This is a genomic window from Saccharopolyspora sp. 7B (assembly GCF_020177435.1).
Lineage (GTDB): Bacteria > Actinomycetota > Actinomycetes > Mycobacteriales > Pseudonocardiaceae > Saccharopolyspora_C > Saccharopolyspora_C gregorii.
In genome coordinates, this window is sequence record NZ_JAIUKC010000019.1 from 18,243 (window position 1) to 43,648 (window position 25,406).

General features: G+C 69.4%; 20 protein-coding genes and 2 pseudogenes. 7 read left to right on the forward strand and 15 right to left on the reverse strand.

Features of this window, described 5'->3' with window-relative positions; translation table 11 throughout:
• Window positions 1-181: 181 nt before the first annotated feature.
• Complete coding sequence (locus LCD33_RS04160) at window positions 182-754, reverse strand: TetR/AcrR family transcriptional regulator (protein ID WP_224968760.1); 573 nt, start codon at window positions 752-754, stop codon at window positions 182-184.
• Window positions 755-842: 88 nt separating this feature from the next.
• On the opposite strand from LCD33_RS04160, the gene LCD33_RS04165 reads away from it, so the two are divergent.
• Complete coding sequence (locus LCD33_RS04165; RefSeq protein ID WP_374201648.1) at window positions 843-1,460, forward strand: alcohol dehydrogenase catalytic domain-containing protein; 618 nt, start codon at window positions 843-845, stop codon at window positions 1,458-1,460.
• Between the two features lie 224 nt (window positions 1,461-1,684).
• On the opposite strand, the gene LCD33_RS04170 is transcribed toward LCD33_RS04165, so the two are convergent.
• Window positions 1,685-2,011: a transcriptional regulator gene (locus LCD33_RS04170; protein ID WP_224957854.1), complete on the reverse strand. Its 327-nt coding sequence runs from the start codon at window positions 2,009-2,011 to the stop codon at window positions 1,685-1,687.
• Window positions 2,008-2,472: a hypothetical protein gene (locus tag LCD33_RS04175; RefSeq protein WP_224968762.1), complete on the reverse strand. Its 465-nt coding sequence runs from the start codon at window positions 2,470-2,472 to the stop codon at window positions 2,008-2,010. Before LCD33_RS04175 ends, LCD33_RS04170 begins: the two co-directional genes overlap by 4 nt.
• A 236-nt stretch (window positions 2,473-2,708) precedes the next feature.
• Between LCD33_RS04175 and LCD33_RS04180 the strand changes: the two genes are divergently transcribed.
• Complete coding sequence (locus tag LCD33_RS04180; RefSeq protein WP_255614680.1) at window positions 2,709-3,158, forward strand: amidohydrolase; 450 nt, start codon at window positions 2,709-2,711, stop codon at window positions 3,156-3,158.
• Window positions 3,159-3,358: 200 nt separating this feature from the next.
• Here LCD33_RS04180 and LCD33_RS29315 read toward each other — a convergent pair whose 3' ends face one another.
• Window positions 3,359-4,156 (reverse strand): helix-turn-helix transcriptional regulator, encoded by a 798-nt coding sequence (locus LCD33_RS29315; protein WP_224968764.1) that lies wholly within the window; start codon window positions 4,154-4,156, stop codon window positions 3,359-3,361.
• 160 nt (window positions 4,157-4,316) lie between these two features.
• Between LCD33_RS29315 and LCD33_RS04190 the strand changes: the two genes are divergently transcribed.
• Together LCD33_RS04190 and LCD33_RS04195 are read left to right on the forward strand one after the other, a co-directional pair.
• Window positions 4,317-4,652 carry a hypothetical protein gene (locus LCD33_RS04190; protein WP_224968766.1) on the forward strand — a complete coding sequence of 112 codons (336 nt, stop codon included), beginning with the start codon at window positions 4,317-4,319 and terminating at the stop codon, window positions 4,650-4,652.
• Between the two features lie 37 nt (window positions 4,653-4,689).
• On the forward strand, window positions 4,690-5,241 hold the full coding sequence (locus LCD33_RS04195; RefSeq protein ID WP_224957859.1) for a nuclear transport factor 2 family protein: 552 nt from the start codon (window positions 4,690-4,692) through the stop codon (window positions 5,239-5,241).
• A 15-nt stretch (window positions 5,242-5,256) separates the two neighbouring features.
• Here the strand turns inward: LCD33_RS04195 and LCD33_RS04200 are convergent, their stop codons facing one another.
• Entirely contained in the window at window positions 5,257-5,613 is a 357-nt protein-coding gene (locus tag LCD33_RS04200; RefSeq protein WP_224968768.1) for a hypothetical protein, read from the reverse strand.
• A gap of 1 nt (window position 5,614) precedes the next feature.
• Entirely contained in the window at window positions 5,615-6,034 is a 420-nt protein-coding gene (locus LCD33_RS04205; RefSeq protein WP_224968770.1) for a TetR/AcrR family transcriptional regulator, read from the reverse strand.
• A gap of 395 nt (window positions 6,035-6,429) precedes the next feature.
• Between LCD33_RS04205 and dnaE the strand changes: the two genes are divergently transcribed.
• A complete protein-coding gene (gene dnaE / locus LCD33_RS04210) occupies window positions 6,430-9,969 on the forward strand; it encodes a DNA polymerase III subunit alpha (protein ID WP_374201772.1) in 3,540 nt (1,179 codons plus the stop codon).
• A gap of 64 nt (window positions 9,970-10,033) precedes the next feature.
• Here dnaE and LCD33_RS04215 read toward each other — a convergent pair whose 3' ends face one another.
• The 9 genes and pseudogenes from LCD33_RS04215 to LCD33_RS04255 form a co-directional block, all read right to left on the reverse strand.
• The gene (locus tag LCD33_RS04215; protein ID WP_224957863.1) at window positions 10,034-10,990 is read right to left on the reverse strand and encodes a hydroxymethylglutaryl-CoA lyase; all 957 of its coding nucleotides are present in this window, start codon (window positions 10,988-10,990) and stop codon (window positions 10,034-10,036) included.
• Complete coding sequence (locus LCD33_RS04220) at window positions 10,987-11,160, reverse strand: hypothetical protein (RefSeq protein ID WP_224968337.1); 174 nt, start codon at window positions 11,158-11,160, stop codon at window positions 10,987-10,989. The genes LCD33_RS04215 and LCD33_RS04220 overlap by 4 nt, the downstream gene beginning before the upstream one ends.
• A 307-nt stretch (window positions 11,161-11,467) precedes the next feature.
• Window positions 11,468-12,265, reverse strand: a complete 798-nt coding sequence (locus LCD33_RS04225) for an enoyl-CoA hydratase/isomerase family protein (protein WP_224968339.1) — start codon at window positions 12,263-12,265, stop codon at window positions 11,468-11,470.
• Complete coding sequence (locus tag LCD33_RS04230) at window positions 12,266-13,513, reverse strand: CaiB/BaiF CoA-transferase family protein (RefSeq protein ID WP_224968341.1); 1,248 nt, start codon at window positions 13,511-13,513, stop codon at window positions 12,266-12,268. It lies immediately after the preceding gene.
• Window positions 13,510-15,675 carry a hydantoinase B/oxoprolinase family protein gene (locus tag LCD33_RS04235; protein WP_224968343.1) on the reverse strand — a complete coding sequence of 722 codons (2,166 nt, stop codon included), beginning with the start codon at window positions 15,673-15,675 and terminating at the stop codon, window positions 13,510-13,512. Before LCD33_RS04235 ends, LCD33_RS04230 begins: the two co-directional genes overlap by 4 nt.
• 40 nt (window positions 15,676-15,715) lie before the next feature.
• Window positions 15,716-17,767, reverse strand: coding sequence for a hydantoinase/oxoprolinase family protein (locus LCD33_RS04240; protein WP_224957867.1), 2,052 nt, complete (start codon window positions 17,765-17,767; stop codon window positions 15,716-15,718).
• A gap of 53 nt (window positions 17,768-17,820) precedes the next feature.
• Window positions 17,821-19,119: pseudogene (locus tag LCD33_RS04245) on the reverse strand (hydroxymethylglutaryl-CoA reductase, degradative); the annotation flags it as partial.
• Between the two features lie 277 nt (window positions 19,120-19,396).
• A complete protein-coding gene (locus LCD33_RS04250; protein ID WP_224957869.1) occupies window positions 19,397-21,343 on the reverse strand; it encodes a helix-turn-helix domain-containing protein in 1,947 nt (648 codons plus the stop codon).
• A gap of 529 nt (window positions 21,344-21,872) precedes the next feature.
• A pseudogene (locus LCD33_RS04255) lies at window positions 21,873-23,095 on the reverse strand (alpha/beta fold hydrolase).
• A 730-nt stretch (window positions 23,096-23,825) separates the two neighbouring features.
• Here LCD33_RS04255 and LCD33_RS04260 point away from each other — a divergent pair.
• The gene (locus LCD33_RS04260; protein ID WP_224957873.1) at window positions 23,826-25,163 is read left to right on the forward strand and encodes an aromatic acid exporter family protein; all 1,338 of its coding nucleotides are present in this window, start codon (window positions 23,826-23,828) and stop codon (window positions 25,161-25,163) included.
• A 111-nt stretch (window positions 25,164-25,274) separates the two neighbouring features.
• Window positions 25,275-25,406, forward strand: coding sequence for a hypothetical protein (locus LCD33_RS28755; RefSeq protein ID WP_255615271.1), 132 nt, complete (start codon window positions 25,275-25,277; stop codon window positions 25,404-25,406).

Below are 25,406 nucleotides of genomic sequence, written 5' to 3' on the forward strand. Positions count from 1 at the left end.
GATTCGAACGAAGTCCACAGTGGACGAATTCGGCCGAAGCCGAGAAGATCAGCCGCCGCGGCCGACGAGCACGTCGCCGTCGAGCGGCTCCCCCAGCCGCGGCGCTCGACCAGGTCGCCGCGTCGGACCGGTCACCTGCCACGAGCGCACGTGGCCGGGGCGAACCCGGCCACCGAGCGGCTCAGGCCTCGGGCCGCAGACCGCGCATCAGCACGTCGAGCAACCGGCCGGCCCTGGCACCGTGCTCGGGGAGGGGCGCGACGGTGAAGATGCCGATGAGACCGGCGGCCACGTCCTCGGCCGCGACGTCGCCGCGCAGTTCACCTGCCGCGTCGCCGGCGCGAAGCACCTCTTCGATCGCCGCGATCAGGTCGGCGTGGGTCCGGGCGTGCGCGATCTCGCCGGACTCGATCATGGCGAGCAGCGTGCCCAGCATGCCGTTCTTGGTCGCGACCCAGCCCCCGAACAGGTCCATCCAGCGCCGCAACGCCTCGGCCGGGGGCAGCTCCGCGAGCAGCCGGCGGGCGCCGTCGGTGAGCCGCTGGACCTGATCGCCGTAGACCGCGGCGACCAGGTCCTCGCGGGTGGGGAAGTGCCGGTAGAGGGTGGCGATGCCGACCCCGGCTTCGCGCGCGACCTCCCGCAGCGACGGTTCGGTCTCGGCGGACGCGAAGACGCGGGTGGCGACCTCGAGGAGCTGCCTGCGGTTGCGGGACGCGTCCGCTCGCGGCGCGCGGGTGCCTGACCTCTTCAAAACGGAACACGCTCCGGTTGTGCTACGGTTCGTCGAAACGGAGCATAGTCCGCTTCCCGTCCGCACCCCTCCCCGGAGTCCGATCAGCATGAGCACGTCCACCAGGACCAGCAGAGCCGTCCAGTTCGTCGAATCCTTCGGAGGGCCCGCGGCCCTCGACCTGCGCGAGGTGCCCGTCCCGGAGGTGGCAACGGGACAGGTCCGCGTCCGCGTCATCGCGGCCGGGCTGAACCCGATGGACTGGTTCATGACCTCGGACGCGGACGCCGCCGCCCGCTTCGGGCTGAGCTTGCCGTGCGGCTTCGGGAACGACTACGCGGGCGTCGTGGACGAGGTGGGCGACGGGGCCCGTGACGGGAACGGCGTCCGGTTCGAGGTCGGCGACCGGGTGTTCGGAGCCGCCGCTGGCTCCCGACGGCATCACCGCGGCCGTGGACCTGCACGGCACGGACGTGATCGCGGTGGCGCGCGAGCTCGGCGCACCCGGCTCCCGGCTGACCACGATCGCCGCCGTCGTGACGGCGTCCTCCCGGCGAACGGTGCCAACGCCGCTCCCGGCGCCATCGAGGAGATCGCCCGCCTGGCCGCGGAAGGCCTGCTGCGCGTGCCCATCGCGGCGACCTTCCCCGTCGAGGAGGTCCGCGCCGCCGTCGAGCTGCAGGCGGGACGGCACGTGCACGGCAAGGTCGTCGTCGACCTCCCCTGAGGGGCGCAACCGCCACGAGGTGGCCGCAGACCGGCTTCGAACCGACGCCCCGCGCTCGCGCGGATGCCGCGCTCCCCCCGGCCCACGGCGCTCGCACGGTCCGATGAAGCCACGCCGGAGCAGGGACCCGCGAGGCCGTCCGGAGGCGGCCCGCAGCGGCCGCCGAGATCACCCGCGCCCCGACCCGGATCTACCGCAGCGCTCTCACGGCGCGACCAGGACGCCTAGCGCCCTTCATCCTCATTCCGCCAGGAATGACGCGCGGGGTCGGCGACGATGGCGTTGAGGGCGGCGATGTGGCGCCGGTACGCCTGCCGCCCGGCCGGGGTGATGCGGTACCAGGTGGCGCCGCCTCTGCCTCGCCCGGTCTTCTTGACCTTGACGTAGCCGGCGTGCTCCAGCGTGTTCATCTGCTTCGACAGGTCCGAGTCGCTGATGCCGAGGTGGTCGCGCAGGAAGCCGAAGTCGGCGTGCTCACCGCCGGCCAGGACCGACATCGCCGCCAGGCGTTTGGGAGCGTGGATGACGGCATCGAGGTCGGAGAGATTCATCCCTCGCCCTCGACCCGTCGGCGGGTCCGCGCCGCTGCGTGTTCGTACGCCTTCTCGTACCACAGCAGCCCTCCCGTGACGCCCACGAACGTCACAGCCGCCGCCACGACACCACCGGCGAACACGGCGAGCAGCGCGATGGTGGCCGTCAGGACCGCCGCGCCGATCAGGTAGGCCCTGATGGCGGGCTTGAACTCCGCCGGTGCACCAGCGACGTCCGGCCATGCACCGCGCACCCGGCGGTACCGGACCTGGGCGATCAACGCGACGGCCACCAGCGCCAGCAGCGCCGCGGCGCTCCACAACCCGTGCAGCTCGGTCACCGCGAGGACGAGCGCGCAGGCCCAGGCCCCGGCTGCGGGGTAGTACCACCAGCGGGTCGGCAGGTAGTCGATCCAGGTGGCAACGGAGCCGCGCTCGGCTTCGGCCAAGGCGCGCCGCGGCGTGAAATCACTTTCCATGGTGGAAAACATATTCGATCGCTTTCCACTTCTGCAAGTGGAAAGTGGTGGGGCGGCGACCGGCACCGCGGAACGGATCAGAGCGTGGTTCGCCTGCCGGTGGGACGCAAGGTCAACGCCCGCCTGGATGCCCGGAGCCGCCACCCCGGCATCGGGGGGACGAGGAACCGGACGTCGAGAACAGCCACACCGGCAGCGCCCCGCACCTGCTCGCCGATCCGGTGGTGCGTAAGGGGATGGCGAAGCTGAGCGACCTCGGCCTCACCCTCGACACCTGGGTCGTCTTCCCCCAGCTCGATGACGTGGCCGCGGCGGCCGACGCGGTGCCCGACCTGTCCTTCGTGCTCGACCACTGCGGCGGCCCCCTCGGCTACGGGCGCTACGCCGGGCGCACCGACGAGGACTTCGCCACCTGGCGCCGCGGGGTGCGGGCGGTCGCCGAACGACCCAACGTCACCTGCAAGCTGGGCGGCCTCGTCGCCCGCCTCGCCGCGTTCGACTACCGCACCGCGGAACGCCCCGCGTCCTCCGCGGAGCTCGCCGAGCTCTGGCGGCCCTGGATCGACACCTGCATCGACGCGTTCGGCCCCGACCGGTGCATGTTCGAGAGCAACTACCCCGTGGACGGGGTCGGCGTCCCCTACCGGACGCTGTGGAACACCTTCAACGCATCACCGAGCCCCTGACCGACGCCGACCGCGCCCACCTCTTCGCAGGCACCGCCCGCCGCGTGTACGGCCTCTGAGGTCCGGAGCTCCTCGCCCGATCTCCGCCGGGGCGCCCGGCGCGGTTCGAGCGGTGGGGCCGGTGATGGGAGCCGGTGCGGGCGACCGAGGTGCTCGCGGTTTCCGACCGAGAAGAACCCGCGCTCGGCCGACCATCGCGGCTACGCGCGGTCGGTCGGGGTGTAGAGCATGACCCAGTGGTCGCGTTCGGGTTCGTGGAGGATCTCGATGCCGAACCGGGTCCAGCCGCGGCCGGGCCGGTGCATGTCCTTCACCGCGGATTTCCAAGCGCTGACCTCGCCCCGATCCCAGTGCTCGCGGAAGGTGGCGCTGGTGGCGGTGAGCTCGTCGCGGATCGCGCCGAGGTAGGCGTCGCCGGGGTACCGGCTGAGCGCGGTCCGCAGTTCGGCCGCGGCCACCCGCAGGAACAGGTCCGCCCCGTCGTCGCCGAGCAGGGCGGGCAGGTCCTCCGCGGTGAACGCCTGGAAGACGATGTTGCGCCCGTGCGGCCCGTCCCGTTCCAGCGGAGCGAGCAGTTCGGCGGCGGCCTCGTTACGGGCCAGCAGATCGAGGCGTCCATCGTGGACGGTCACCGGCGTGGTCGCGCCGAGGTCGTGGACCATCCGCAGCAGCCCGGGCCGGACCACCTGCTGCGGGGCCGCCGGTTCCGGCGGGGCCTCTCCCCCGAGGCGGAAGAGGTGGTCGCGCTCGGGGTCGGTGAGCGCGAACGCGCGGGACAGCGCGGTGAGGATCTCCCGGGACGCTCGCGTGGCCCGGCCCTGTTCCAGGCGCGTGTAGTACTCGACCGAGATGTTGGCCAGCGCGGCCAGTTCCTGCCGCCGCAGGCCAGGCACCCGCCGCCGGGACGCCCGCCCGCCTCCGACGGGTTCCGGTGGCGGGAGCATCGCCCGGCGGTGGCGCAGGTAGGCAGCGAACTCGCTGCGGTCCGTCGTTCCCACGCCCCCATCGTCCTAGCCTGCCCCGCGACCCGGCCAGATCGGAGCCTGGTCTTGCCGGTACCAGGCTCCGCGCGGTCTTCCGGGCGGCGCCGCAGGGCCGCAGGCTCGGGGATGCGCGGCCCGGCGCTCGGACCGCGCGAGCGACGAAGGAGACGTTGTCATGACCAGCACCGCGTGGACCCTCCCGATCCGGGCGGAGCGCGTCCCGGAGTTCCGGAACCTGCTCGACGAGCTCCACGCCCGGCACCTGCCCGGCCTCGACGCCCGAGCGCGGGAGGTCGGCTACGTCCGGGAGCGGATGTGGTTGCAGCCCAACGCCGACGGCAGCGCCGAGTTCATCGTCTACCTGGAGTTCGACGAAAGCGTCGACGTGCCCACCTTCGCGGAACGGCTGCGGACCTACGAATCCGAGTTCACCCGCTGGTGGACGCCCCGGTTCGAGTCCTTCGGCCTGCCACCTGCCTTCGGCGAGCCCGTCCTGAGCTGGGACGCCTGAGCCCGCCCCTCCCCCGACGAACACCGGAGATTCGAGCATGACCGACCAGGTACAGCCCGCCGCCCGCACCGCCCTGCAGATCGCGCAGGAGTTCATCCGCGCGGTCGAGGCGAAGGACCCCGACGCCGTCGACCGCTTGCTGCACCCGGAGGTGCGGCAGCTGTTCATGCACACGAAGGCCACCACGACGCCGGACGGTGTCGCCGACCTCATCGCCGGCCGTCGCCGCGGGCGCTGCGTGGCCGACATGAACGGCAAAGCGGACGTCGCCGCCTACACCCGGGCGCTGTTCGACAAGTTCACCCCACTGATCTGGCGCGACCACGAGTGGACGGTCACCCCGGACGGGGCGGTCTTCTTCCGCGGAACGGGCGACATGGCCCTGACCGGCAACGGCAAGCAGTACCGCAACGACTACGCCACCCGCTTCGACGTCGTCGACGGCCGGATCGTGCTCATGGCCGAATACGCCGACGCGCTGCGCTACGCAGGACTGCTGGTCCGCCCGAACGGCCCCGAGTTCCGCGGCCTCCTCCGCGCCCTCGGCCGCTGGATCTCACCCCGGCTCTCCGCCACGTCGGGGAGATGAGCGCGACCCCGTTCGTCATCGGCTCGCGGCCCGTTCGATCAGGGCTACGGCGGCGCGCGGGTCGTCGACTTCGACGACCAGGCGGGCAAAACGTTCGTCGTCGGTCAGTTCCACGACCACGGCCTTCTGCGCGTCGCGCACGGCCCAGAAGACCTTCTCACCGTCCTTGTGGAAGGTGCCCGCCGTGATCACCCCCGGCACGTGCGTACCCGGCGCCCGAATCCCCTTGGGCTCGCCCAGAACGCCCGGATCCATCGTGGCGCCCCGCACATGCGCCAGCGGAATGGTCAGCTTGCTCTTGTGCGCCCAGACCTTGTCCAGTCCCGCCATCTCCACGACCAGGTCCTGGCCCTGCACCCTGATTACCGCCACGTCAGATCTCCTTCGCCATCACCGGCCGCCGGCGCAACCAACGCCCCAGCAGCGCCTCGGTCGCACGCGGATCCCCCGTCGCCTCGTCCACCTCCGCGAGAATCAACGACACCAGGTCGGCGACCTCGGGATCGTCGAGCGCCCGATCGACCGCGGCGACCAGCAGCAGGTCCCACTCCGGCACATGATCCGGCTGAACCGCCCGGCCCAGGTGCGGGCGAACCTCGTGCTCGATGTGGTGGCGCAACGCCGCCAGGTACAGACCCCGCTTGCTGCCGAACACGCCGTAGAGGCTGTTGCGGTGCACGCCGAGCCGGGTGACCAGGTCATCGACGGACACCCCGTCGTAGGCGCGGCGCGCGAACAGATCCGCCGCTGCCGCCACGACCTCGTCCACGTCGAAAGTCCGCCGCCGTCCCATGCGACGACGCTAGCGCTTTCAGGAACGACCAGTCAAGAACGATCGGTCATGAAAACCTCGGGAGCCGGTCCGACCCAGCGCCCTCGCCTCGATGAAAGGCGGTTCCCGGAGGGCACTGCAGATCGCCCTGCCCGGTGATGGAGGGCGTGCCCGAACTGCGGCGGAAGCGGCCGGCAGGGCGGTGACGACTGCAGAACCTGCGACTGCACCGACCGGATCCAACCCGCCCGCAGGCTCGGTGCGGCGAGGCGGCAACACTCGCTCGACGCAGCCCGGCTACACCGGGTAGGACGACTAGAGTTGACCCGCCACCGACCCAGCCCCTACCCGACGCTCCCGGAGATGCCCGCGTGTCTGATCGGTTCGTTCACCTGCACGTGCACACCGAGTTCTCGATGCTCGACGGTGCCGCCAAGCACAACGCACTGTTCGCCGAGGTCGCTCGGCTCGAACAACCCGCGGTGGCGATGACCGACCACGGCAACATGTTCGGCGCGCACTCCTTCAACGCGCAGGCCAAGAAGTCCGGCATCAAGCCGATCATCGGCATCGAGGCGTACGTTGCTCCGGCGAGCCGCTACCACAAGAAACCGGTGTTCTGGGGCGAACGAGCACGAACCGGCAAAAAAGAGGTCGACGAGTACGGCGAGAGCGGCGATGTCTCCGGCGCCGGTGCGTACACGCACATGACCATGCTCGCGCAGAACTCGACCGGGCTGCGCAACCTGTTCAAGCTGTCCTCGCTCGCGTCCATGCAAGGGTTCTTCCGCAAACCACGCATGGACAAGGAGCTGATCGCCGAGCACGCGGACGGGATCATCGCCACGAGCGGCTGCCTCGCCGGCGAAATCCTCACCCGCCTCCGCCTGGGCCAGAAGCAGGAGGCCGTGCAGGCCGCCTCCGACTACAAGGACATCTTCGGGCCGGACCGCTTCTTCATCGAGGTCATGGACCACGGCATCCAGATGGAGCGCAACATCCGCGCGGAGCTGCTGGACATCGCCCGCCAACTCGACCTCCGGACCGTGGCCACGAACGACAGCCACTACGTGACCGCGGATCAGGCCGGCCACCACGACGCTCTGCTCTGCCTGCAAACCCGCTCAACGCTCGCCGACACCGACAGGTTCAAGTTCAACGGCGACGGCTACCACATCAAATCATCGGCGGAGATGCGCGAGTACTGGGACACCGAGGTTCCCGGCGCCGCCGACAGCACCTTGCTGATCACCGACATGGTCGAGGGTTACGACGAGGCATTCGCACCCACGAACCGGATGCCGCAGGCCAAGATCAAGCCCGGCAGCACCGATGTCGAAGTGCTGCGCGAAGAGGTCGAGGAATTCATCCCGACCCGATTCCCAGGCGACAGCTTCACCCAAGACTACCGCGACCAGCTCGAATGGGAGCTGAAGGTCATCACCGAGAAGGGGTACAGCTCGTACTTCCTGGTCGTCGGTGACATGATCCGGTGGGCCAAGAACAACGGCATTCGCGTAGGGCCGGGACGTGGCTCGGCCGCGGGCGCGCTGCTGTCCTATGTTCTGCACATCATCGATATCGACCCCTTGCAACACGGACTCCTGTTCGAGCGGTTCCTCAACCCCGAGCGCGACTCGCCACCCGACATCGACATCGACTTCGACGAGCGCAGGCGCGATGAGGTCATCGCCTACGCGAAGGAGAAGTACGGCGAAGAATACTTCGCCAAGGTCATCACCTACGGCACGATTAAAACGAAAGCGGCGTTCAAGGACGCCGCCCGCGTGCACCTCGGGCAACCTGGATTCCAGCTCGCCGACCAGTTCAGCAAAGCACTACCGGCGCCGATCGCGGCGAAGGACATCCCGCTGTCCGGGATCGTCGATCCACAGCACGAGCGCTACACCGAGGCCGCCGAAGTTCGCTCGCTGATCGAGAACGACGCGCAGATCGGCAAGATCTTCGATACCGCACGCGGACTGGAAGGCTTGATCCGGAACGCAGGCGTGCACGCCTGCGCCCACATCATCTCCCGCGAACCACTGCTCGACGTGCTGCCGCTGTGGAAACGCGATGACGGTGAGATCATCACCGGCTGGGACGGGCCGCAGTGCGAAGACGTGGGCCTGCTCAAGATCGATATTCTCGGCCTCGTCAACATGACCACGATCGACGACACCGTGCGCATGGTGAAGGCCAATCACGGTGTTGAGATCGAACCGCTCGACATCCCCCTCGATGACGCCCCCACCTTCGAGATGCTGGGCAGAGGCGAGAGCTTGGGCGTGTTCCAGCTTGAAGGTGGCGGAATGCAATCGCTGCTCAAGCGCATGGCCCCCACCCGGTTCGGCGACATCGTCGCCTGCGTCGCCCTGTACCGGCCGGGCCCGATGGACGTCAACGCCCACCTCGACTACGCCGACCGCAAGAACGGCAAGAAGCCCGTCGAGCCGATCCACGCCGAACTCGACCAACCGCTCGAAGACGTGCTCGGTGAAACGTACGGCCTGATCGTCTACCAAGAGCAGATCATGGCCATCGCCCAGCGAGTGGCGGGATACACGCTCGGACAAGCCGACTTGCTCCGTCGCGCGATGGGCAAGAAGAAGAAGGAGGTGATGGACGAGCAGTTCGCCCGGTTCGAAGCCGGGATGGCCGAACGGGAGTACAGCAAAGAGGCCATCGACCAGCTCTGGGCGACGGTGCTGCCCTTCGCCGGATACGCGTTCAACAAGTCCCACGCGGCCGCCTACGGCTTGGTGACCTACTGGACCGCCTACCTGAAAGCGCACTACCCGGCCGAATACATGGCGGCGCTGCTGACCGCCAACGCGCACAACAAGGACAAGACCGGCATCTACCTGTCCGAGTGCCGCCGAATGGGAATCCGCGTGCTACCGCCGGACGTGAACGAATCCGTCGTCGGGCACGCGGCCGTGGACGGTCGAATCCGTTTCGGAATGGGAGCCATCCGCAACGTCGGCACGAACGTGGTCGAGTCGATCACCAAAACGCGTGAGACCAAGGGCCGCTACTCCTCGTTCACCGATTTCCTCGACAAGGTCGAGATCACCGCGTGCAACAAGCGGGTCATCGAGTCGCTGATCAAGGCAGGCGCCTTCGACTCGCTCGGAGCCACTCGCATGGCCCTGACCCAACACCACGAGGCGGCGGTCGACGCCGTGATCGGCCTCAAACGCCAAGAGGCGATGGGGCAGTTCGACCTGTTCGGCGGAGGCGACGACACCGCCACCAGCCCCGATTCCTCCCCGCTGGCGCACCTCCAGTTCACCCATGAGGAATGGCCGCGCAAACAGCTCCTCGCGTACGAGCGGGAGATGCTCGGCCTCTACGTCTCCGCGCACCCCCTGGACGGCGCCGAGCGCTTGTTGCGGCCGTACCAGGACACCACCATCGCAGAACTCGTCGGTGGAGAACGCGAGCCCGGCCCCAACGGCAAAGAAGAGGCCAAGATCGCTGGAATGATCTCAGCGATCCAGCGGCGGCTCAACAAGAACGGGCAGCCCTGGGCCATCGTCACGCTGGAGGACTTCGACGCCAGCGTGGAAGTGCTGTTCTTCCCGAAGTCCTACGAGCTGTTCTCCGACTGCTTGGCCGAAGACACCGCGCTCGCCGTCAAGGGCCGGGTCAACGAACGTGAAGGCGAGATCAGCGTGTTCGCCTCGGACGCCGTACCGGTGGACATCGCCGCGGCCGAGCACTCGCCCGGATCAGCGCCGCCGTTCGTGCTCCGCGCTGATGCCAAGAAGATCGACAAGGAACTCATCGGCGAACTCCGCAACACGCTCGGCACCTACCGCGGCGAAACCCCGGTGCACGTCCACTTGGGTTCGACTCGACTCGAACTGCCGGCTTGGCCGGTGAAGGTGTGCACCGAGCTCGTCTCGGAGCTCAAGTCACTGCGGGGAATCGCGATCGAGCGCGTGGGCTGACCACAAACCGGACGAATCAGATATCGGATCCGCCTCCCCGCACTGGGCATTGTCTTGTCGAGGGTCATTCCGCACTCCCTGATCGATCGCCCTCCCGGCTCAGCGCCGCGGCAACCCGTGACGGGTTCGGCCGCCCCAGGTGTCTGGCCAGCCACGTGCCGGTGCGCACCACTGCGGCGAGGTCGACGCCGGTGTCGTAACCGAGGCCGTGCAGCATCCACACCAGATCCTCCGTGGCGAGGTTGCCTGTCGCGCTGCGGGCGAACGGGCAGCCGCCGGTCCCGCCGACCGAGCTGTCGAACTCCCGCACGCCCGCCTGCAAGCCCGCGTGCACGTTGGCCAACGCCTGCCCGTAGGTGTCGTGGCAATGCAACGCCAGCACCGAAGGGGCGATCCCTGCCGCGTCCAGCGCCTCGACCAGCGCTGTGACGTGGCCCGGAGTCGCCACCCCGATGGTGTCGCCCAGTGCGATCCGCGTGCATCCCTGATCGACCAGCCGCCGCGCGGCCTCCACTACGCGATGGACCGGGACCGCGCCCTCCCACGGATCGCCGAAGCACATCGAGATATAGCCGCGGACCACCATGCCCCGCTGCCGTCCTTCGGCCACGACCGGCGCGAGCGCCGCCAGCACCTCGTCGGCTCCGCGTCCGAGGTTGCGGCGGGCGAAGCCCTCGGTCGCACTGGCGAACACGGCGATCTCCTTCGCCCCGGCCTCCAACGCACGTCGCATCCCGTGCTCGTTGGGCACGAGCACCGGGTGTCGCGCCGTTCCGGAGAGGTCGATACCGGCGAGCACCTCAGCGGCATCGCCGAGCTGCGGCACCCACCGCGGGGACACGAAACTCGTCGCTTCGACCAAGTGCAGTCCCGCTGCCAGCAATCGTCGGATGAGCTCGATCTTGATGCCGGTGTTCAGCCGGGCCTGTTCGGCCTGCAGGCCGTCGCGGGGGCCGACTTCGCAGATGGTCACGTGCTCGGGCAATCCCCGTTCCGGCACCACCATCGGCAGCCCGGTCATCGGTGCTCACCGCGGAGTTCGACAGGCGCCCGTTCAGCGTGCTCGGCTCGGACGACCCCGCCTGCGATCAACCGCTCGACGTTCTGCTCGGCCTGATCGAGGCCGAGCGCATGTCCGGAGTCCGAGGCGTCCAGGTCGCCTCCGTCGAGCGTGGCGGCGTTCTCGGCCACCAGCTCTCGCCGCTGAGCGATGGGGCGATCTTCGAATCCTGTTGGTCGACTGGTCGACACCGTTCCTCCTGGGCACTCGCATGCTGCGCGGCAGCGGGCCGACCGCGCCGAGTTCACGCCGCCGGCCGCGTCGCCGTTCCAGCGAGACGCTAGGTCCGCCGCGGGGCGACCGGTTATGGACGAAGAACACACCATTGCCGCGCGATGATGTGCGATACCGACACTCGCCTGTTGGTCCTGCGTGAGAGCGCACTACCGGGGCCGCCGAGCACGCTGCCCGTCGGCCCCGGTAGGCGGTGGATTGCCGTCAGCTCTCGGCGTCGCCCCGCATGGACCGGCGAGACGGGAACACCGGGTCGCGCTTCTGCCGGAATGCCGCAAGACCTTCGGCCGCGTCGGGGGAACCGAAAGCGCGTTGCCCGTAGAGGGCTTCGCTGTGGAACGCCTCCTCCGGAGGCAGATTTCCCAGCCGCAGCACCGCTTCCTTGATCGTGGCGACGGCCGTCCCGCTCAGTCCCGCGAGACGTTCCGCCCACTCGATCGCGGTCGGCAGCACCTCGTCAGCGGGCACCACCTCGTTCAACAGCCCGTACCGCAGCGCTTCGCGGGCGCTGAGGCGTTCCGCGAGCAGCAGGAGCCGCATCGCCCACGCGTGCGGGATCTGCCTCGTCAAGCGAACGAGCGTTCCCCCTGCGGGCACCACGCCGACGCGGGGCTCCGGGAGTTGGAATTCGGCTTGTTCACTGGCGATTCGCAGATCAGTGGAGAGCAGGATCTCGAAACCGCCCCCCAGGCACAGCCCGTTGACCGCCCCGATGACGGGCTTGAACACATCGGTGTGCTTCTGGTGCGCGCCGTCCCAGCGGGAGATGTCGAACCGGCCCTCGGCCAAGGCGGGGATGGACTCCTCCAGGTCCGCCCCGACGCAGAAGGCACGGTCGCCGCGACCCGTCAGCACCGCCGCCGCGATGGAATCGTCGTCGCGCACTTCCGCGAACGCCTCGGCCAGTTCGTCGTACATCGCCAGCGTCAGGGCATTGAGCTTGTCGGGACGGTCGAACCGGACGACCGCCACGGGGCCCTCGCGTTCCAAGGTGATGCCCACTCACACCGCCCCCGAACTGCGCAACACCGCGATCTCGTCCTCGGACAACCCCGCCAAACCCCGCAGCAGCAGGTCGTTGTGCTCACCGAGCTTGGGCGCGAGACCCCGCGGATCGGCCGGAGTGGCGCCGAGGTGCACGGGCTGGCCGAACATCTGGAGCGTGCCGAAATCGGGGTACTCGACATCGACGATCATGTCGCGTTCCTTGATGTGCGGATCGTTCACGACATCACCGATGTCCTTGATCGCGGTGAGCGGTACCTGATCGCCCGCGAGCTCCTCCAGTTCCGCTCGCGTTCGCCCCGCCATCCACCGGTGCAGCAATGGCCGGACCCGACGCTCGTAGACCTCCGGATCGAAGCGCTTGGCCATGGTGTCGATCTCGGGGTCCTCGGCCACGTCGTGCTCGCCGAACATGGCGCAGGTGAGCCTCCAGAACTTGTCCGTGTAACCGCCGAAGAACACGTACCCGTCCTTGCAGGGGTAGAGCTCGTAGGGCCGGACGAACGGGTGGGCATTGCCCAAGGGTTTCGCGATCGTGCCATCGACCGTGTAGGAGACAACGGCGTTCTCGGTCAACGAGAGCACCGAGTCCTGCTGGGCCACGTCGACGAGCTGGCCCTCTCCGGTCCGCTCGGCGTGCCGGAGCGCCGCCAGAGTTCCGATCACGGCGTACATGGTCGCCGCCAGGTCGCCGATGATGGTCCCCACCCGCGTCGGGGGCTGATCCGGGTTCCCGTTCATCGACCAGAGTCCGCCGGCGGCCTGCGCACTGTTGTCGAACGCCGGTCGGCGCCGGTACGGGCCCGTCTGGCCGAAGCCCGAGATCGCGGTGTAGACGAGCCGGGCGTTGGCCTGCCGCAGTTGCTCGTAGCCGAGGCCGAGTTTGTCCATCGTGCCGGGGCGGAAGTTCTCGACGAGCACGTCGGCGCGCTCGACAAGCCGCTTCAGCAGCTCCTTGCCCTCCGGGACGGCGAGATCAAGGGTGAGTCCGAGCTTGTTCCGGTTGTACTGGGCGAAGAATGCGCTGAACCGATCGCCGTTCTCCGATTCGAGGAAGGGCGGGAAGTCCCGCGCGTAATCCGGATCGCCGGGGCGTTCGATCTTGATGACGGTGGCGCCGAGATCCGCCAGGATCATCGAGCAGAACGGCCCGGCCACCACCCGCGTCACGTCTAGGACGACCACGCCCGCGAGCGGACCCCGTGAGGTCGTCGCGCTGTCGGAACTCGCTGGAACTTCGCTCATCGCGTCTTCCCTTCCTCGCGCGGCGCCACCCGGATCCGGGTCTCGAGCAACGTGCCGCACGCTGGACTGATCAGCTCGTCGATCCACACGGCGGGTTCGGACTCCCGCGCTCGCACCCGCACACCGAGTTCGGACAACCGCTCCGATGCGATGCCGGTGCGGATCAGGGCCCCGGGTCGCCAGTCCGCACCAGTGCCCAGCCGTGCACCGCTCGCCGGGCAGTACCAGCCCGCGGCGTCACGTCGCGGGGCGGAGCTCTCGGCGGTCGCGCCCGCGGACACCGGCTGCACCGGAACCGCTCCGCCGAGCCGCTCGGTACGCAGCGCGGTGCGCCGGTGCTCGGTCGCACCGCGATCAACGCCGCCGCCGGTGAACTCCACTCCGTACACCCGCGACGCGGCAGCCGCGGTCAGGTACCCGTCGGCCACATCTCGGGCGACCAGCTCCGGATCGCGCAACAGGGGATCGCCGTAACCTCCGCCGCCGGCCACCCACTGGACGAACACGTCGTCGGAACCGATCGTGACGTCCTGCTGGTTGATCTCCAACAGATCTCTCCTATCGGCGGTCAGTTCGCCGTCCGTCGGGACGGTCCCGCCGCCGAGCAGGTCGTTGATGTTGGTGCCGCGCCACACCGCGTGTCCGCTGCCCCCTCCCGCGAACCCGCCGCCGAAGCCGTCCGCGACCACCTGCGCGTTGGGCGCGAACACGGTCTGGGTCACTTCTCGCGCCCCGTGCAGCTTCCAAGCGAACTCGTGGCCGTGCCCACCTCGATGAGCGCCGTGCCCGGCGCTGTCGAGGTTGAGGCGCTTCCACAAGTACAGCACCGGGTAGAGCATCTCGTTCATCTCGACGTCCGGCAGCGCGTTGTTGACCTGGGTCATCATCCCGCCGCAGTCGAGGCCGTCGGTCACCGGCTGCGCCCCGGTTCCCATGCCGCCGCCGTCCATGTTGAACAGCACGAAGAACTCGCCGTCGTCGCGGCTGCCCGCAGAGATGCCGCCGGTCCAGGAATCCGCCCAGACTCCTTGCGTCCGGGCCCGGATCAGCTCGCTGTCGCTGCTCCGGGCCGCCTCGTTGAGCAGCTTGGTGACAAGCCGGCTGACCCGGGCACCGGTGGTGAGGTGCCCGTTGCTGATCGGCGCCGGTGGCAGCGGGTTGACCAGGGAACCGCGTTCGGCGAGCACGGTGCACGCGGTCATGACGCCCTCGTTGAACGGCACGTCCCAAGCCAGGATCGGCACCAGCGCGCTGGCGACGCTGCCCACCAACGTTCCGTAGCTGAGGTTGATGAAGCCGTCGGTCTGCGGGCTGGAACCGGCGAAATCCATCGTGATCTGGTCACCGGACTTGGTCATCGTGCAGTGCACGCGGTAGAGCTCGTTGACGTGGCCGTTGTGCTCGGTCCACTCGTCGGCCTCGTACACGCCGTCGGTGAGCAGCGCGATCCGCTCGCGCACCACGCGCTCGGCGATCTCGAAGTTGACCCGCGTGTGCTCGCGGAACTCCGCGAGCCCGAACTCCTCGACCGTGCCGCACAGCCTGCGGATGCCGGTGTTGTTGCTGGCGACCAGGCTGCGCACGTCGTTCCAGAACAGCGTCGGAACCCGGACGTTGTTCAGCAGCACGCGGCGCACCCACTCGACGGGTTTGCCGCGCTCGAAGACCTTCACTCCGGGCGGCAGCCGCAGCGCTTCGCTGTAGCAGTCGTAGGCTCCGGGCGCGAAGCCTCCTGGGGTCATCCCGCCGACATCCACCAGGTGCGCCTGCGACTGCGCCCAGCCGATGAGCTCGTCGCCGTAGAAGATCGGGGAGATGACGTTGGTGTCCGGCGGGTGCGCCGAACCGGCGGTGTGCGGGTCGTTGCAGATGAACGCGTCCCCGGGGTGCAGCGGTTCGCCCTCGATCTCCGCGACGAGGTTCTGCACCGCCACGCTGCCGGATCCGATGTGGAACTGGACGAAGTCCGAATAGGAGTAGATCCGTCCCTCGGGGTCGAACAGCGCGGTGTTGAAGTCGCCGGATTCGGTGATCACCGGTGATCCGGAGGACCGGATCATCGCGCTGCCCATCTCCTCGACGATGGAGTCCAGCCGCATCCGGAGCACCTCGAGGGTGACGGGGTCGAAGCCTGCGGGGATGTACGTGGAGTTCGTGGTCATTGCCGTCTCCGTGCAACGTTGGTGGGGCTGACGAGTGGTCTCACGCGGCGTTCAGGCGGATCAGGAAGTGGCCGCCGTCGACGACTTCCACCACCGCTCCCTCGGGCACGTACACGGTGGTGTCCCGCTCTTCGAGCAGGCAGGGTCCCTGCGCCTTGCCCAACGCGCTGAACCCGCGGTGCACTTCGGCGTTCCGCCGTCGCCCGGTCGCGGGGTCGACGTACTCCCGGTGGGAGACGGCGTGCCGTTCGTCGTCGCCGTTGTCGGTGATCTGCTGAGCTTCGGTGCGCCCGATCGCCTTGACGCGAGAATTGATCAGCAGGACCTCGGCCTCGGTCCAGGCCGTGCCCGCGCCGAATTCCGCCTCGTAGTCCTCGATGAATCGCCCGCGCAGCAGGTCCTTGTCCTGCTCGCCGAAACTCTTGCTCGGCAGCCGCGTCGTGACCTCGAATATCTGGCCCATGAACTTCATGTCCGCCTCGCGGTACAACTCCCGGTGCTGCTCGGGAACTCCTTCGGTCTCGAACCACTCCTGGGCTCGCGACTCCAGCGCCGAGAACTCCTTCTCCAGGTCCGCCGCCGGCTCCGCGAACGTCCACGGCGTGGTCTGCACGGCGGAGAAGACCGAGTCGGCGTGCATCAGCCCGTAGGCGGAGAACACGGCGGCGTTGCGCGGGACGACCACCTCGCTCACCCCGATCTCGGCGGCGATCGCGGCCGCGAACAACCCGCACGCCCCACCGAATCCGACGAGCGTGAACTCACGAGGGTCGTGGCCGCGGTTGACCGTGATCTTCCGGACCGCGTTGGCCATCTGCGACACCGCGAGGCGGTACACGCCGTGCGCCGCGACGTCGGTGTCCAGCGCCAGCGGCTCGGCGAGGTGGCGGTGCACCGCGGCGCGAGCCTCGTCCTCGTGGAGGCGGACGGTGCCGCCCAGGTAGTAGTCGGGATTGAGCAGGCCCATCACGAGTGCCGCGTCGGTGACGGCGGGCCGGTCACCGCCCTTGCCGTAGCAAGCCGGCCCCGGGACCGAACCGGCGCTGCGCGGCCCGACCCGCATGACACCGCGACCGTCGATCCACGCCAGGCTTCCCCCACCCGCACCGATCGTCTCGATGTCGACCGCGGTGAGGCTGGTGGGCAGGCCACCGATCTCGGCACGCGGCAGCACGCGGAACTCGTCGTCGATGATCGCCGCGGCGTCCAGGCTCGTGCCGCCCATGTCCGCGGTGAGCACCCGCTGCCGCCCCAAGTGCTGGCCGAGCAGCCGAGCGCCGGTCACGCCGCCCACCGGACCGGAGTTGAACATCGCGATCGGCGCCTTGCTGGTCTCCTCCACCGAGAGGAAACCGCCGTGCACCTGCATGATCTGCACTCGCGTGCGCAGACCGCGCGCGGCGAGTTCGGCGGCGAGCTGGTCGAAGTGCTGCGCCACGATCGGCTTGACGGCCGCGTCGAGCGTGGTGGTCACCATCCGTTCGTACTCGCGGTACACCGGTGTCAGCGAGCTGGACAACGTGTACGGCAGCTCCGGGTGGCGGGCCTCCAGGTACTCGCCGATCTGCTGCTCGTGCCGCGGATTGCGGAACGACCACAGCAGGCACACCGCCAAGGATTCGGCCCCCGCCGCCAGGACGCGCTCGACGGCCCGGCCCAAGGCGTCCTCGGCGAGCGGCACGAGGACGTCGCCGGAGGAGTCGATGCGCTCCGGTACCTCGACGATGCGGTTGCGCTCGACGATCTCCGGCGGCGGTGCCATGCGGTGCGGATCCCGCTCGTCGTCGCGCGCGGAGCGGGCGATGCGCAGCGTGTCGCGGAAGCCCTGCGTGGTCAGCAGCCCGACGGCCGAGTACTTCTGCTCATCGACGGCGTTGGTGACGATCGTGTTGCCGAGGACGAATCGATCGATCCGCGAGTAGAACGCCCCCTCCCCGACGCCGAGGAGGTCTTCGAGGCCGGCGAGGGCGTTGAGGATGCCCGTCGTGACGTCCGGCGTCGAGAACGCCTTGCCGCGCACGGCACGACCGTCGTGAACGGCGACCGCGTCCGTGAACGTGCCGCCTACATCGATTCCCACGTGCAGGGTCATAGTCGCTACGTCTCCTTTGACGTGTGTTGCTCGTGATCCGCCGTACGGCCGGGTCAGCTGCCCCGTGCTCGGAGTTCGGCGAGCACCTGCTCGGCCCGGTCGGTCCGGATGGCCCGATCGGCGACCAGCCGGCGCACGACTTCAGGGATCTCGTCTGCCGTGGCACCGGCCGACACGGCGATGTTGCGGGCGTGCAGCGACATGTGGCCGCGCTGGATCCCCTCGGTCGCCAATGCGCGCAGTGCCGCGAAGTTCTGCGCCAGGCCCACCGCCGTGATGACCTCGGCCAGCTCGGACGCGCTGGACACCCCGAGCAGCCGCACCGCGGTCTGCGCCGCCGGGTGGACCTTGGTCGCTCCGCCGACCAGGCCGACCGGCATCGGGAGTTCGAGCGTGCCGACGAGGTCGCCGTCGCGGTCTACCTCGAAGTGCGACAAGGCGGTGTACCTGCCGTCCGCCCCGATCGCGTGGGAGTGCGCTCCTGCCTCGACCGCGCGGGTGTCGTTGCCGGTCGCCAGCACGACGGCGGTGATCCCGTTCATGATCCCCTTGTTGTGCGTGGCGGCGCGATAGGGATCGGCTTCGGCGAGCGCGGCGGCGTGCGCGATGTCGCCGACGACCTCCGCACCTCCCAGCGAATCGGCCGCGAACACCGCCCGCGCCCGCGCCAACCTCAGATCGGCCTTGTTGGTCAGGATGCGCAACAGCACGCGACCACCGCCGATCTCCCCGACCCGATCGGCGAGGGCCTCCGCCATGGTGTTCACGGCGTTCGCACCCATCGCGTCGCGCACATCGACGACCAGGTGGACGACGACGTAACGACCGGCGCGTGCCTCGACCGTGCGCACCGCGAGGTCGCGCACCCCGCCGCCGACGGAGACGAGTCGCGGATCTTGATCGTTCGCCAGGCCGATCAGTTCATCAGCGGCCTCCAGCAGCCGCACCCGCGCGCCGTCGGGGTCCGCCACGTCCAGCAGCTGCAGCTGCGCCTGCATGATCGGCTCGGAGCTGCTGGTGTGGAAGCCGCCCCGTTCTCGTGCGATCCGGGCGGCATTGCTGGCCGCGGCGACGACCGAAGGCTCCTCCGTGACCATCGGGACCAGGACGTCGGCACCGTTGACGGTGAAGTTCGTGGCCACCCCGATCGGCATGCCGAACGTTCCGAGCACGTTCTCGATCATGCCGTCGGCCTGCTCGACGGTCAGCCCGCCCGAGGTGAGCACTTCGAGGACAGCAAGCGGGACACCCGCGTTCCGAGCCGCCGAAACCCGCCTGTCGCCCGGAGATCCATCCCGGAAACCAGGAATTCTGCTCTGCGTGGTCACCGATACCTCCACATCACCCGAGCCGCGTCGCTCGGACCGCTTCTACCGGCGGCAGGAGCGGATGTTGGACCACTCGGTGCAGCACGACCGCCGGTTGGCAGCAACAGTAGGCAGGCCGTGACCTGAGCAACACGGGTCGATCGCACATATTCGACTCGGCGACCATGTGTGACTCGTGCAGCTCCTCCAGGAAACCGTGGAGGATCGGCCCGTCGGACGTGATCCCACCGCGTGCGCGCTGGAAACCTCGTCCAGTTCGCGACCGGTGGAATCAGCCCGGCGGCGCCCGAGGCCGGCGAATTCACCCCTCGATGTGCCGGGCCAAGGCATGCAGGCGGGTCGCCACCGAGATACGGAACAGCGACTCCGGCTCACGCCACGACGCCCCCAGCAACGCACCGATCCGTTCGAGCCGCTGCGTCACCGTGTTGACGTGGACGTGCAGGACGCGCGCCGCACGACTCGGGCTGGCGTGCGAGTCGACGAAGGCGCACAGCGTCTTGAACAGCTCGGTGCCGCGCTCCTCGTCCCACCGCAGCACAAGTCCGATGGTCGAGTCGATGAAACCGGACAGGTCCTTGCTCCCGGCACCGAACATCGCCATGTACGGCTCGTACGCCCGTGAGTCGACGATCCCTTCCGACGTGCCCACACTCCGCACGACCTCGACGCATCGCCGCGCGGCTTCGAAACACCGCCCCAATTCCTCCGGCGACGCGGCAGGCGGACCGGCGACCGCCAGCACCGGGCCTGGCTGGCCGCCCTGGACGGCATTCCATGCTTCGCGCGCCGCCAGCAGGGGATCTTCGAGGGGAGACAGGAGCACCAGCAGACCATCTCGTTCCCCGACCAGCCCGCCTGCAGCCGACCTCCGCAGCACCTCGGTGGCGGATCTCCGGCCGTCCACGGGAACCGCCACCGCGACCACTGCGCGCAACCCTTCGAGCCGCACGTCCCGCGCCCGTGCCCTGAGCAGGAGATCCTGCCAACGGTGCTGGTCCCCGCGAAGGACGTCCGCGACCAGTTCCCCCCGAACTCGGTCCTCCACCGCCGCGATCGCTTCTTGCTTGACGGCCACGAGGGCTACGATCTGCGCGGCACGCTCGATCGTGCGCTGCTCGACCTCGCGCAGTTCGAGGTCGCCGTACCCGACCACCACCGCCCCGAGGAAGGTCTCCCCCGCCACGACGGCGACGGCCACCTCCGGACGCGGCGGAATGCCTGCGACGAAGACGCACCTCCCGGACAGCCGGCTCGCGTCGATCGCTTCCCGCACGGCTGGCAGCAGGTCTCCGTCAGCAACGGAGTACTCCGCTCCGCCGTCGTCCGGCTCCTGCGCAACGGGCACGAGGTCGCGGTCCAGAACCAGCACGGGGCGCTCCAACGCCTTCCCCAGCGTCTCCGCCACCCCTTTCGCGCTACCGCCCGTCAGCACGACGGCCGTGAGATCTTCGTGGACCGCGCTGGCACGTTCCATCGCGGTGACGTTGCTCGCCAGGACGGAATTGGCCCGCTCCGCCTCCTGCGCTGCGATCCGCTCCTGCTCCAACAGCCGCGCCGTCTGGAGCACGACCGCTGCATGATCGGCGAACGCGCTCAACAGAGCGATCTCGTCCGGAACGAACTCGTGCTTGCTGCGATTCGCCGCGAACAGAACCCCGAGCACCCGATCCCCCGCCACCAGCGGCACGCCCAGCAGCGAAACGAGTCCCTCTGCCGCTACGGCAGCGTCGATCTCCTGCTCGTGCGGGACCGAATGGTTCGCCTGGTAAACAGAGGTCCACTGCGGACACCGCGTGCGCACCACCTTGCTCGCCAACCCCATCCCCGGCGGCACGCGCAAGTCGCGGAACGACGGTGCCACGGACCCCAAGGTCGACCGGACCCGAAGCTCGTCGCTGCCCTCGTAGAACTCCGACAAGTAGGTGACATCCGTGCTCATCAGGGCGTGCGCTCGTTCGACCAGGCGGTGCAGCAACGCATCGGTGTCGCGCAGCTCAGCGAGCTCCCGCGCGCTGGAGAACAAGGCCGACAACTCCTGCCCACGGCGACGCCAGCGCGCCAGCAGCGACCGGAGGTCACGAAGGCGATCCACCAACCCCGCCGCTTCTCCTGCCGGCAGCTCCGAGCTCAGCCGCTCGAACACGCTGGCCGCGTCATCCTCGGGCTCACCGGCAACGGCATCGAGCAGTTCCACCACCCGGGCCACGGAGAGGCCCGCGCTCTGCTCGTCAGAATTCGTCAGCACGCCCGCCAGGATGCCCCCTCGCGCAACGACAGGTGAAACCCATCCACGGTGCGGTAGAACCCGAGATCCGAAGAATTCGGCCGCATCACCCACCGGCGGGCGGAACAGATCGGCTTTCAGGGCAGCACGACTCTCAGCAGCAGGATCAGTGGTAACCACCACGGAACGCGGTGTCCTGCCGACGGTGCGAGCACGGCGGACCGCAAGCGAGGGTGCGAGACCTCACCCTCCGACGCAGGTGGGTCACCGCGCGTCCCCGCCAGTGGCATGGGGACGTTATCGCCGTGCTCACCATGCCAAGAAGACGCGCAGCGCGACCGCTCAAGGGACGTACACCCCCGTCGAAGTTCGCGTTCGGTTCTTGCCTGATTCCTGCCGCTGATATTTCGCCATACGGCGGCGGGACCCCCTCAACGAAAAGCAGCTCGACCTCTGAAGCGAGTCGACGCCTCCGAGGATCTCGGCGGACCCGAGCGCTTACGGCTCCGGCACTCTGCCAACGCCGTTCGCGACCGCGGGTTGATCACGATCAGCAAACGCGACGGCGTGTGGCGGGTGGCGATGACCATGGCCGGGCGGTTCTACCTCGATCACGGGCACCATCCTGACGATCCTCGCTATCGGAACGACCGACAGCCCCACTGCCGACGGCGGGCTGTGAAGTCCGGCTCATCCTCCCGCTCGACGATTCGACGCCGCCGCCCGGCGCCGTGTCCGGTCGGGGAAGCCACTCGTGATCACGCCGCGCTCGCCGACGACCGGCGGCTCGCGCGCACCGAGCCGGCCCCCTGCTCCCGGGACTCGCCCACAGCGAGGTACCTCGCTGTGCGCGGCGTGCGGAGATCTCCTCGACGGCCCGAACCAGCCACTGCGGGGCCTCCTCGGCGGCGAAGTGGCCCGACGGTGCGCTGACGCGGACGACGTCGTCGGCATGCGCCCGCAACGGCACGGCCGGATCCGCGCCGGCATCGTGGAGCCCGGCGGCGGCCAGGACCGGCATCGGCAGTGACCGGTCGGCGAGAAGTTCGCGGTTGTGCCGACCGTCATCGAGCAGGGCGCGGTAGTGGGCGAAGCCGCCGCCGCGCAGCCGGTCCCGGCCGCGGTATGCCTCGGCGTAGGTGCGCAGGTCGTCATCGGTGAAGGTGCCCGACGTGCTCATCGCCCCGAAGGTGGTGGTCGCGAATTCGAGTTCGGGCCCGTCGAGGAGCATCTCCGGCACATCGGGTGCCATGAAGAACCCGAAGTGCCACATGCCGCCGTCGGCCACGTTCATCGCCTCCTCCAGCCCGAGGCCTCTCAGCAGCGCGGCGAGCAGGACGAGCGCGGACACCTCGCGGGGGAACTGGAGTGCCCCGGCGAAGGCGACCATGGCTCCGATGTCGTGGCCGACCACGACGGCGGACCGCGGGAGGTCGAGCGCCTCGAGCAGGCCGCGCAGGTCCCGGGCCTGTTCTGCTTGTCGTAGCCGGCGCCCGGCCGGGCGTTCACGCCGGTGCCGCGCAGATCGGGAACAACGACGGTGTGGGTACGCGCCAGCGCCAGCACGACGTGTCGCCAAGCCCGTCCGGTCTGCAGCCCGCCGTGGAGCAGCACGAGTGCCGGTCCGCCGCCTACCGCGACGGAGAGGGTGGTGTCGTCGGTGGACACGGAACGGACGGTGAACCCGGTCAGAGGCCAGGTGGTGGTCATGGGAGGTCCTTTCCGTGGCCAGACCAGCGCCCACAACCGGAGCGAGCCGATCATGGTGAGCATGTCGGTGTGACATGGGATCCAGCCGAGCTCGCGGCGCGAGCGCGGCGCGCGGAGCCGTCTGGACGCGCCGAGGACCAACGCGTCGAACTCGCCCACGCCTAGGCCGCTGCGGTGGGATCGAGGCTGCGTGTGGTGCAGCCGAGGTCGGCCGCGACGGCTTCGGCAGGTGTTGAGGCCTCCCCGACGTAGCAGGCGGCACCGGTCCCGGCGACGGATCGATAGATCAGCGACGCGTGACCGTGTTCGCCGGGGCCCGGATCAGACCGGGTACGAGCACGACCGTGCGGATCCCGCGGGAGGCACCGGCCCGGACCGCATCCCCCCGCGGCGAGCCGGTCGACGGCCAGCCGCTCTACGACGAAGGCGTCGTCCCTGTCGTGGCGAGGGTGAGGAAGCCGTGGTGGAGGTCGGTGCGGCGTTCCCAGCGATGGCCAGGAGTCGGAACTGGTGCAGTAGCGCGAAGGTGCGTTCCACGACCCGGTGCTCCGGCGGGTTGTCGTCGCGCGCATTGGCGGGATCGTCTCGACCGGCGGCAACAGTGGCGTGTCGGTTGCTGCTGCCCGGTCAGCAGGACGACCATGAAGACCGCCCACAGTCCGCTCGCGGCGAAGTGATGCGGCTGCTCGCGGCCTACCCGCCGCCCACCGGGCATTGCACGATTCCGAACCGCGGACGGCGGCGGCCCGGGGCTCGGGTCCCTGGTGACCCCGGACGAGAGGAGCCGGTGTCGATGCGTCGCACTTCCGACCCGGACAACCCGGATGCCCTGCCGGGCAGGTGGCGGGCCGGCCTCGCGCGGACGAGGGCACTCGTCGGCCGGGCGGTCGTGGGCTCACAAGCGGAAGGCGATCAGCTCCTGATGCTCAAGACCGCCGGTGCGGCGGGAATTGCGTGGGTGGTGGCCGCGCGGCTGACCGGCGTGCCGAGCCCGGTGCTAGCGCCGCTGGCCGCGGTGCTCGTCGTGCAGGCCACCGTGTACCAGACGATGCAGTCCGGTTTCCGCCGAGTCGTGGGGGTCGTGCTCGGCGTACTGCTCGCCCTGGTGCTGGGGCAGTGGCTCGGCCTCAACGCCTGGAGTCTGACCTTCGTGCTGCTGCTGGCGTTGCTGGTGGGGCGGATGTTCCGGCTCGGCGGGCAGACCAACCAGGTCGCCGTCAGCGCGCTGCTGGTGTTGGCCATCGGGGGCACCGCGACCGGCTACGCGCAGGAGCGGATCTTCGAGACTGTTGTTGGCGCACTGGTAGGGGTGCTGGTCAACGTGCTGGTCGCGCCGCCAGTGCACGTGCACGTTGCGCGCGACTCGATCGCCACGATGGCGCACAAGACCGCGGGACTGCTGATCGACATCGGACAGCGTCTCGCCTACGAGGAGCTCGTGTTCGAGCCCGGCCGGACCCGGGAGCTGCTGTGGACGGCGCGGGACCTCCACCACGAGATCGCCGACATCCGCGAGCAACTCGACCACGCCTCCGAGAGCCTGCGCTACAACCCGCGCCACAGCGTGTTCGTCAGCCCCGCACGCAAGCCCGAGCCAGCGGCGCTGCTGGAGCGGGCACGCGCGGGGGCCGACGCCGCCGACCACATCGTTGACCAGGCCAGCGGAATCGCCCGAGCCCTCGTCGACGTAGGAGAGGGCCGCTCCGGCGCCGAGTGGGATCCCGCCGTCACCGCGCGGGTCGGCGAGCTGGTGACCAGCACCGGGCGGGCGGTGGAGACCTGGGCGCAGGCCCTGATCGTCGACGACCCGGACGCACCGGACGAGGAAGGGCTGCGCGGGCAACTGGTACGCGACATCGAACATGCGCGGGCGAAGCTGGCCGCGCTCAGCCAGGAACTCGCGACGCAACGCGGGGAAACCGCCGGTTCGACGACCATGAGTTGGCTCGTCATCGGCAGCGTGCTGGCCGACATCTCCCGCATCCTCGCCGAGGTCGACCCCGCCGGCGGGGCGCACAAGGCGGCGTTGTCCCCAACCCCGCCCGCCCACGTGCACTTGCGTCGGCCCACGTTCCGAACACTGCGCCGCAGGCTCCGGGCTACCCGCGCGCGCCTGCGCCACCGGAGCTGAGCCGCGTCTGAGCAGAGTGGTCGACGTCGGCGACCGAGACTTCCTCGAAATCGCCGAGGAGTCGTCACTGTTCGTGCTGGTCGACTTCTGGGCACCGCTGCAGGCCGGTCCATGCCGGATGTCGGGATCCAGGCCGTGCCGACGCTCCCGCTGCTCAACCGGGATGAGGTTCTCGCGCGCCAGGTGGCGCCGCGGCTGCGCAAGCGGGCCGAGCAGGGTATCGGCGTGCAGTCGTTGCGCTGA

Excerpts from the sequence above, each read along its gene's own strand:
- LCD33_RS04165 (WP_374201648.1), top strand. The coding sequence starts at position 843 with ATGAGCACGTCCACCAGGACCAGCAGAGCCGTCCAGTTCGTCGAATCC.
- LCD33_RS04170 (WP_224957854.1), bottom strand. The coding sequence starts at position 2,011 with ATGAATCTCTCCGACCTCGATGCCGTCATCCACGCTCCCAAACGCCTG.
- LCD33_RS04175 (WP_224968762.1), bottom strand. The coding sequence starts at position 2,472 with ATGGAAAGTGATTTCACGCCGCGGCGCGCCTTGGCCGAAGCCGAGCGC.
- LCD33_RS04180 (WP_255614680.1), top strand. The coding sequence starts at position 2,709 with ATGGCGAAGCTGAGCGACCTCGGCCTCACCCTCGACACCTGGGTCGTC.
- LCD33_RS04190 (WP_224968766.1), top strand. The coding sequence starts at position 4,317 with ATGACCAGCACCGCGTGGACCCTCCCGATCCGGGCGGAGCGCGTCCCG.
- LCD33_RS04195 (WP_224957859.1), top strand. The coding sequence starts at position 4,690 with ATGACCGACCAGGTACAGCCCGCCGCCCGCACCGCCCTGCAGATCGCG.
- LCD33_RS04205 (WP_224968770.1), bottom strand. The coding sequence starts at position 6,034 with ATGGGACGGCGGCGGACTTTCGACGTGGACGAGGTCGTGGCGGCAGCG.
- dnaE (WP_374201772.1), top strand. The coding sequence starts at position 6,430 with ATGCTCGACGGTGCCGCCAAGCACAACGCACTGTTCGCCGAGGTCGCT.
- LCD33_RS04215 (WP_224957863.1), bottom strand. The coding sequence starts at position 10,990 with ATGACCGGGCTGCCGATGGTGGTGCCGGAACGGGGATTGCCCGAGCAC.
- LCD33_RS04230 (WP_224968341.1), bottom strand. The coding sequence starts at position 13,513 with ATGAGCGAAGTTCCAGCGAGTTCCGACAGCGCGACGACCTCACGGGGT.
- LCD33_RS04235 (WP_224968343.1), bottom strand. The coding sequence starts at position 15,675 with ATGACCACGAACTCCACGTACATCCCCGCAGGCTTCGACCCCGTCACC.
- LCD33_RS04240 (WP_224957867.1), bottom strand. The coding sequence starts at position 17,767 with ATGACCCTGCACGTGGGAATCGATGTAGGCGGCACGTTCACGGACGCG.
- LCD33_RS04260 (WP_224957873.1), top strand. The coding sequence starts at position 23,826 with ATGCGTCGCACTTCCGACCCGGACAACCCGGATGCCCTGCCGGGCAGG.
- LCD33_RS28755 (WP_255615271.1), top strand. The coding sequence starts at position 25,275 with ATGCCGGATGTCGGGATCCAGGCCGTGCCGACGCTCCCGCTGCTCAAC.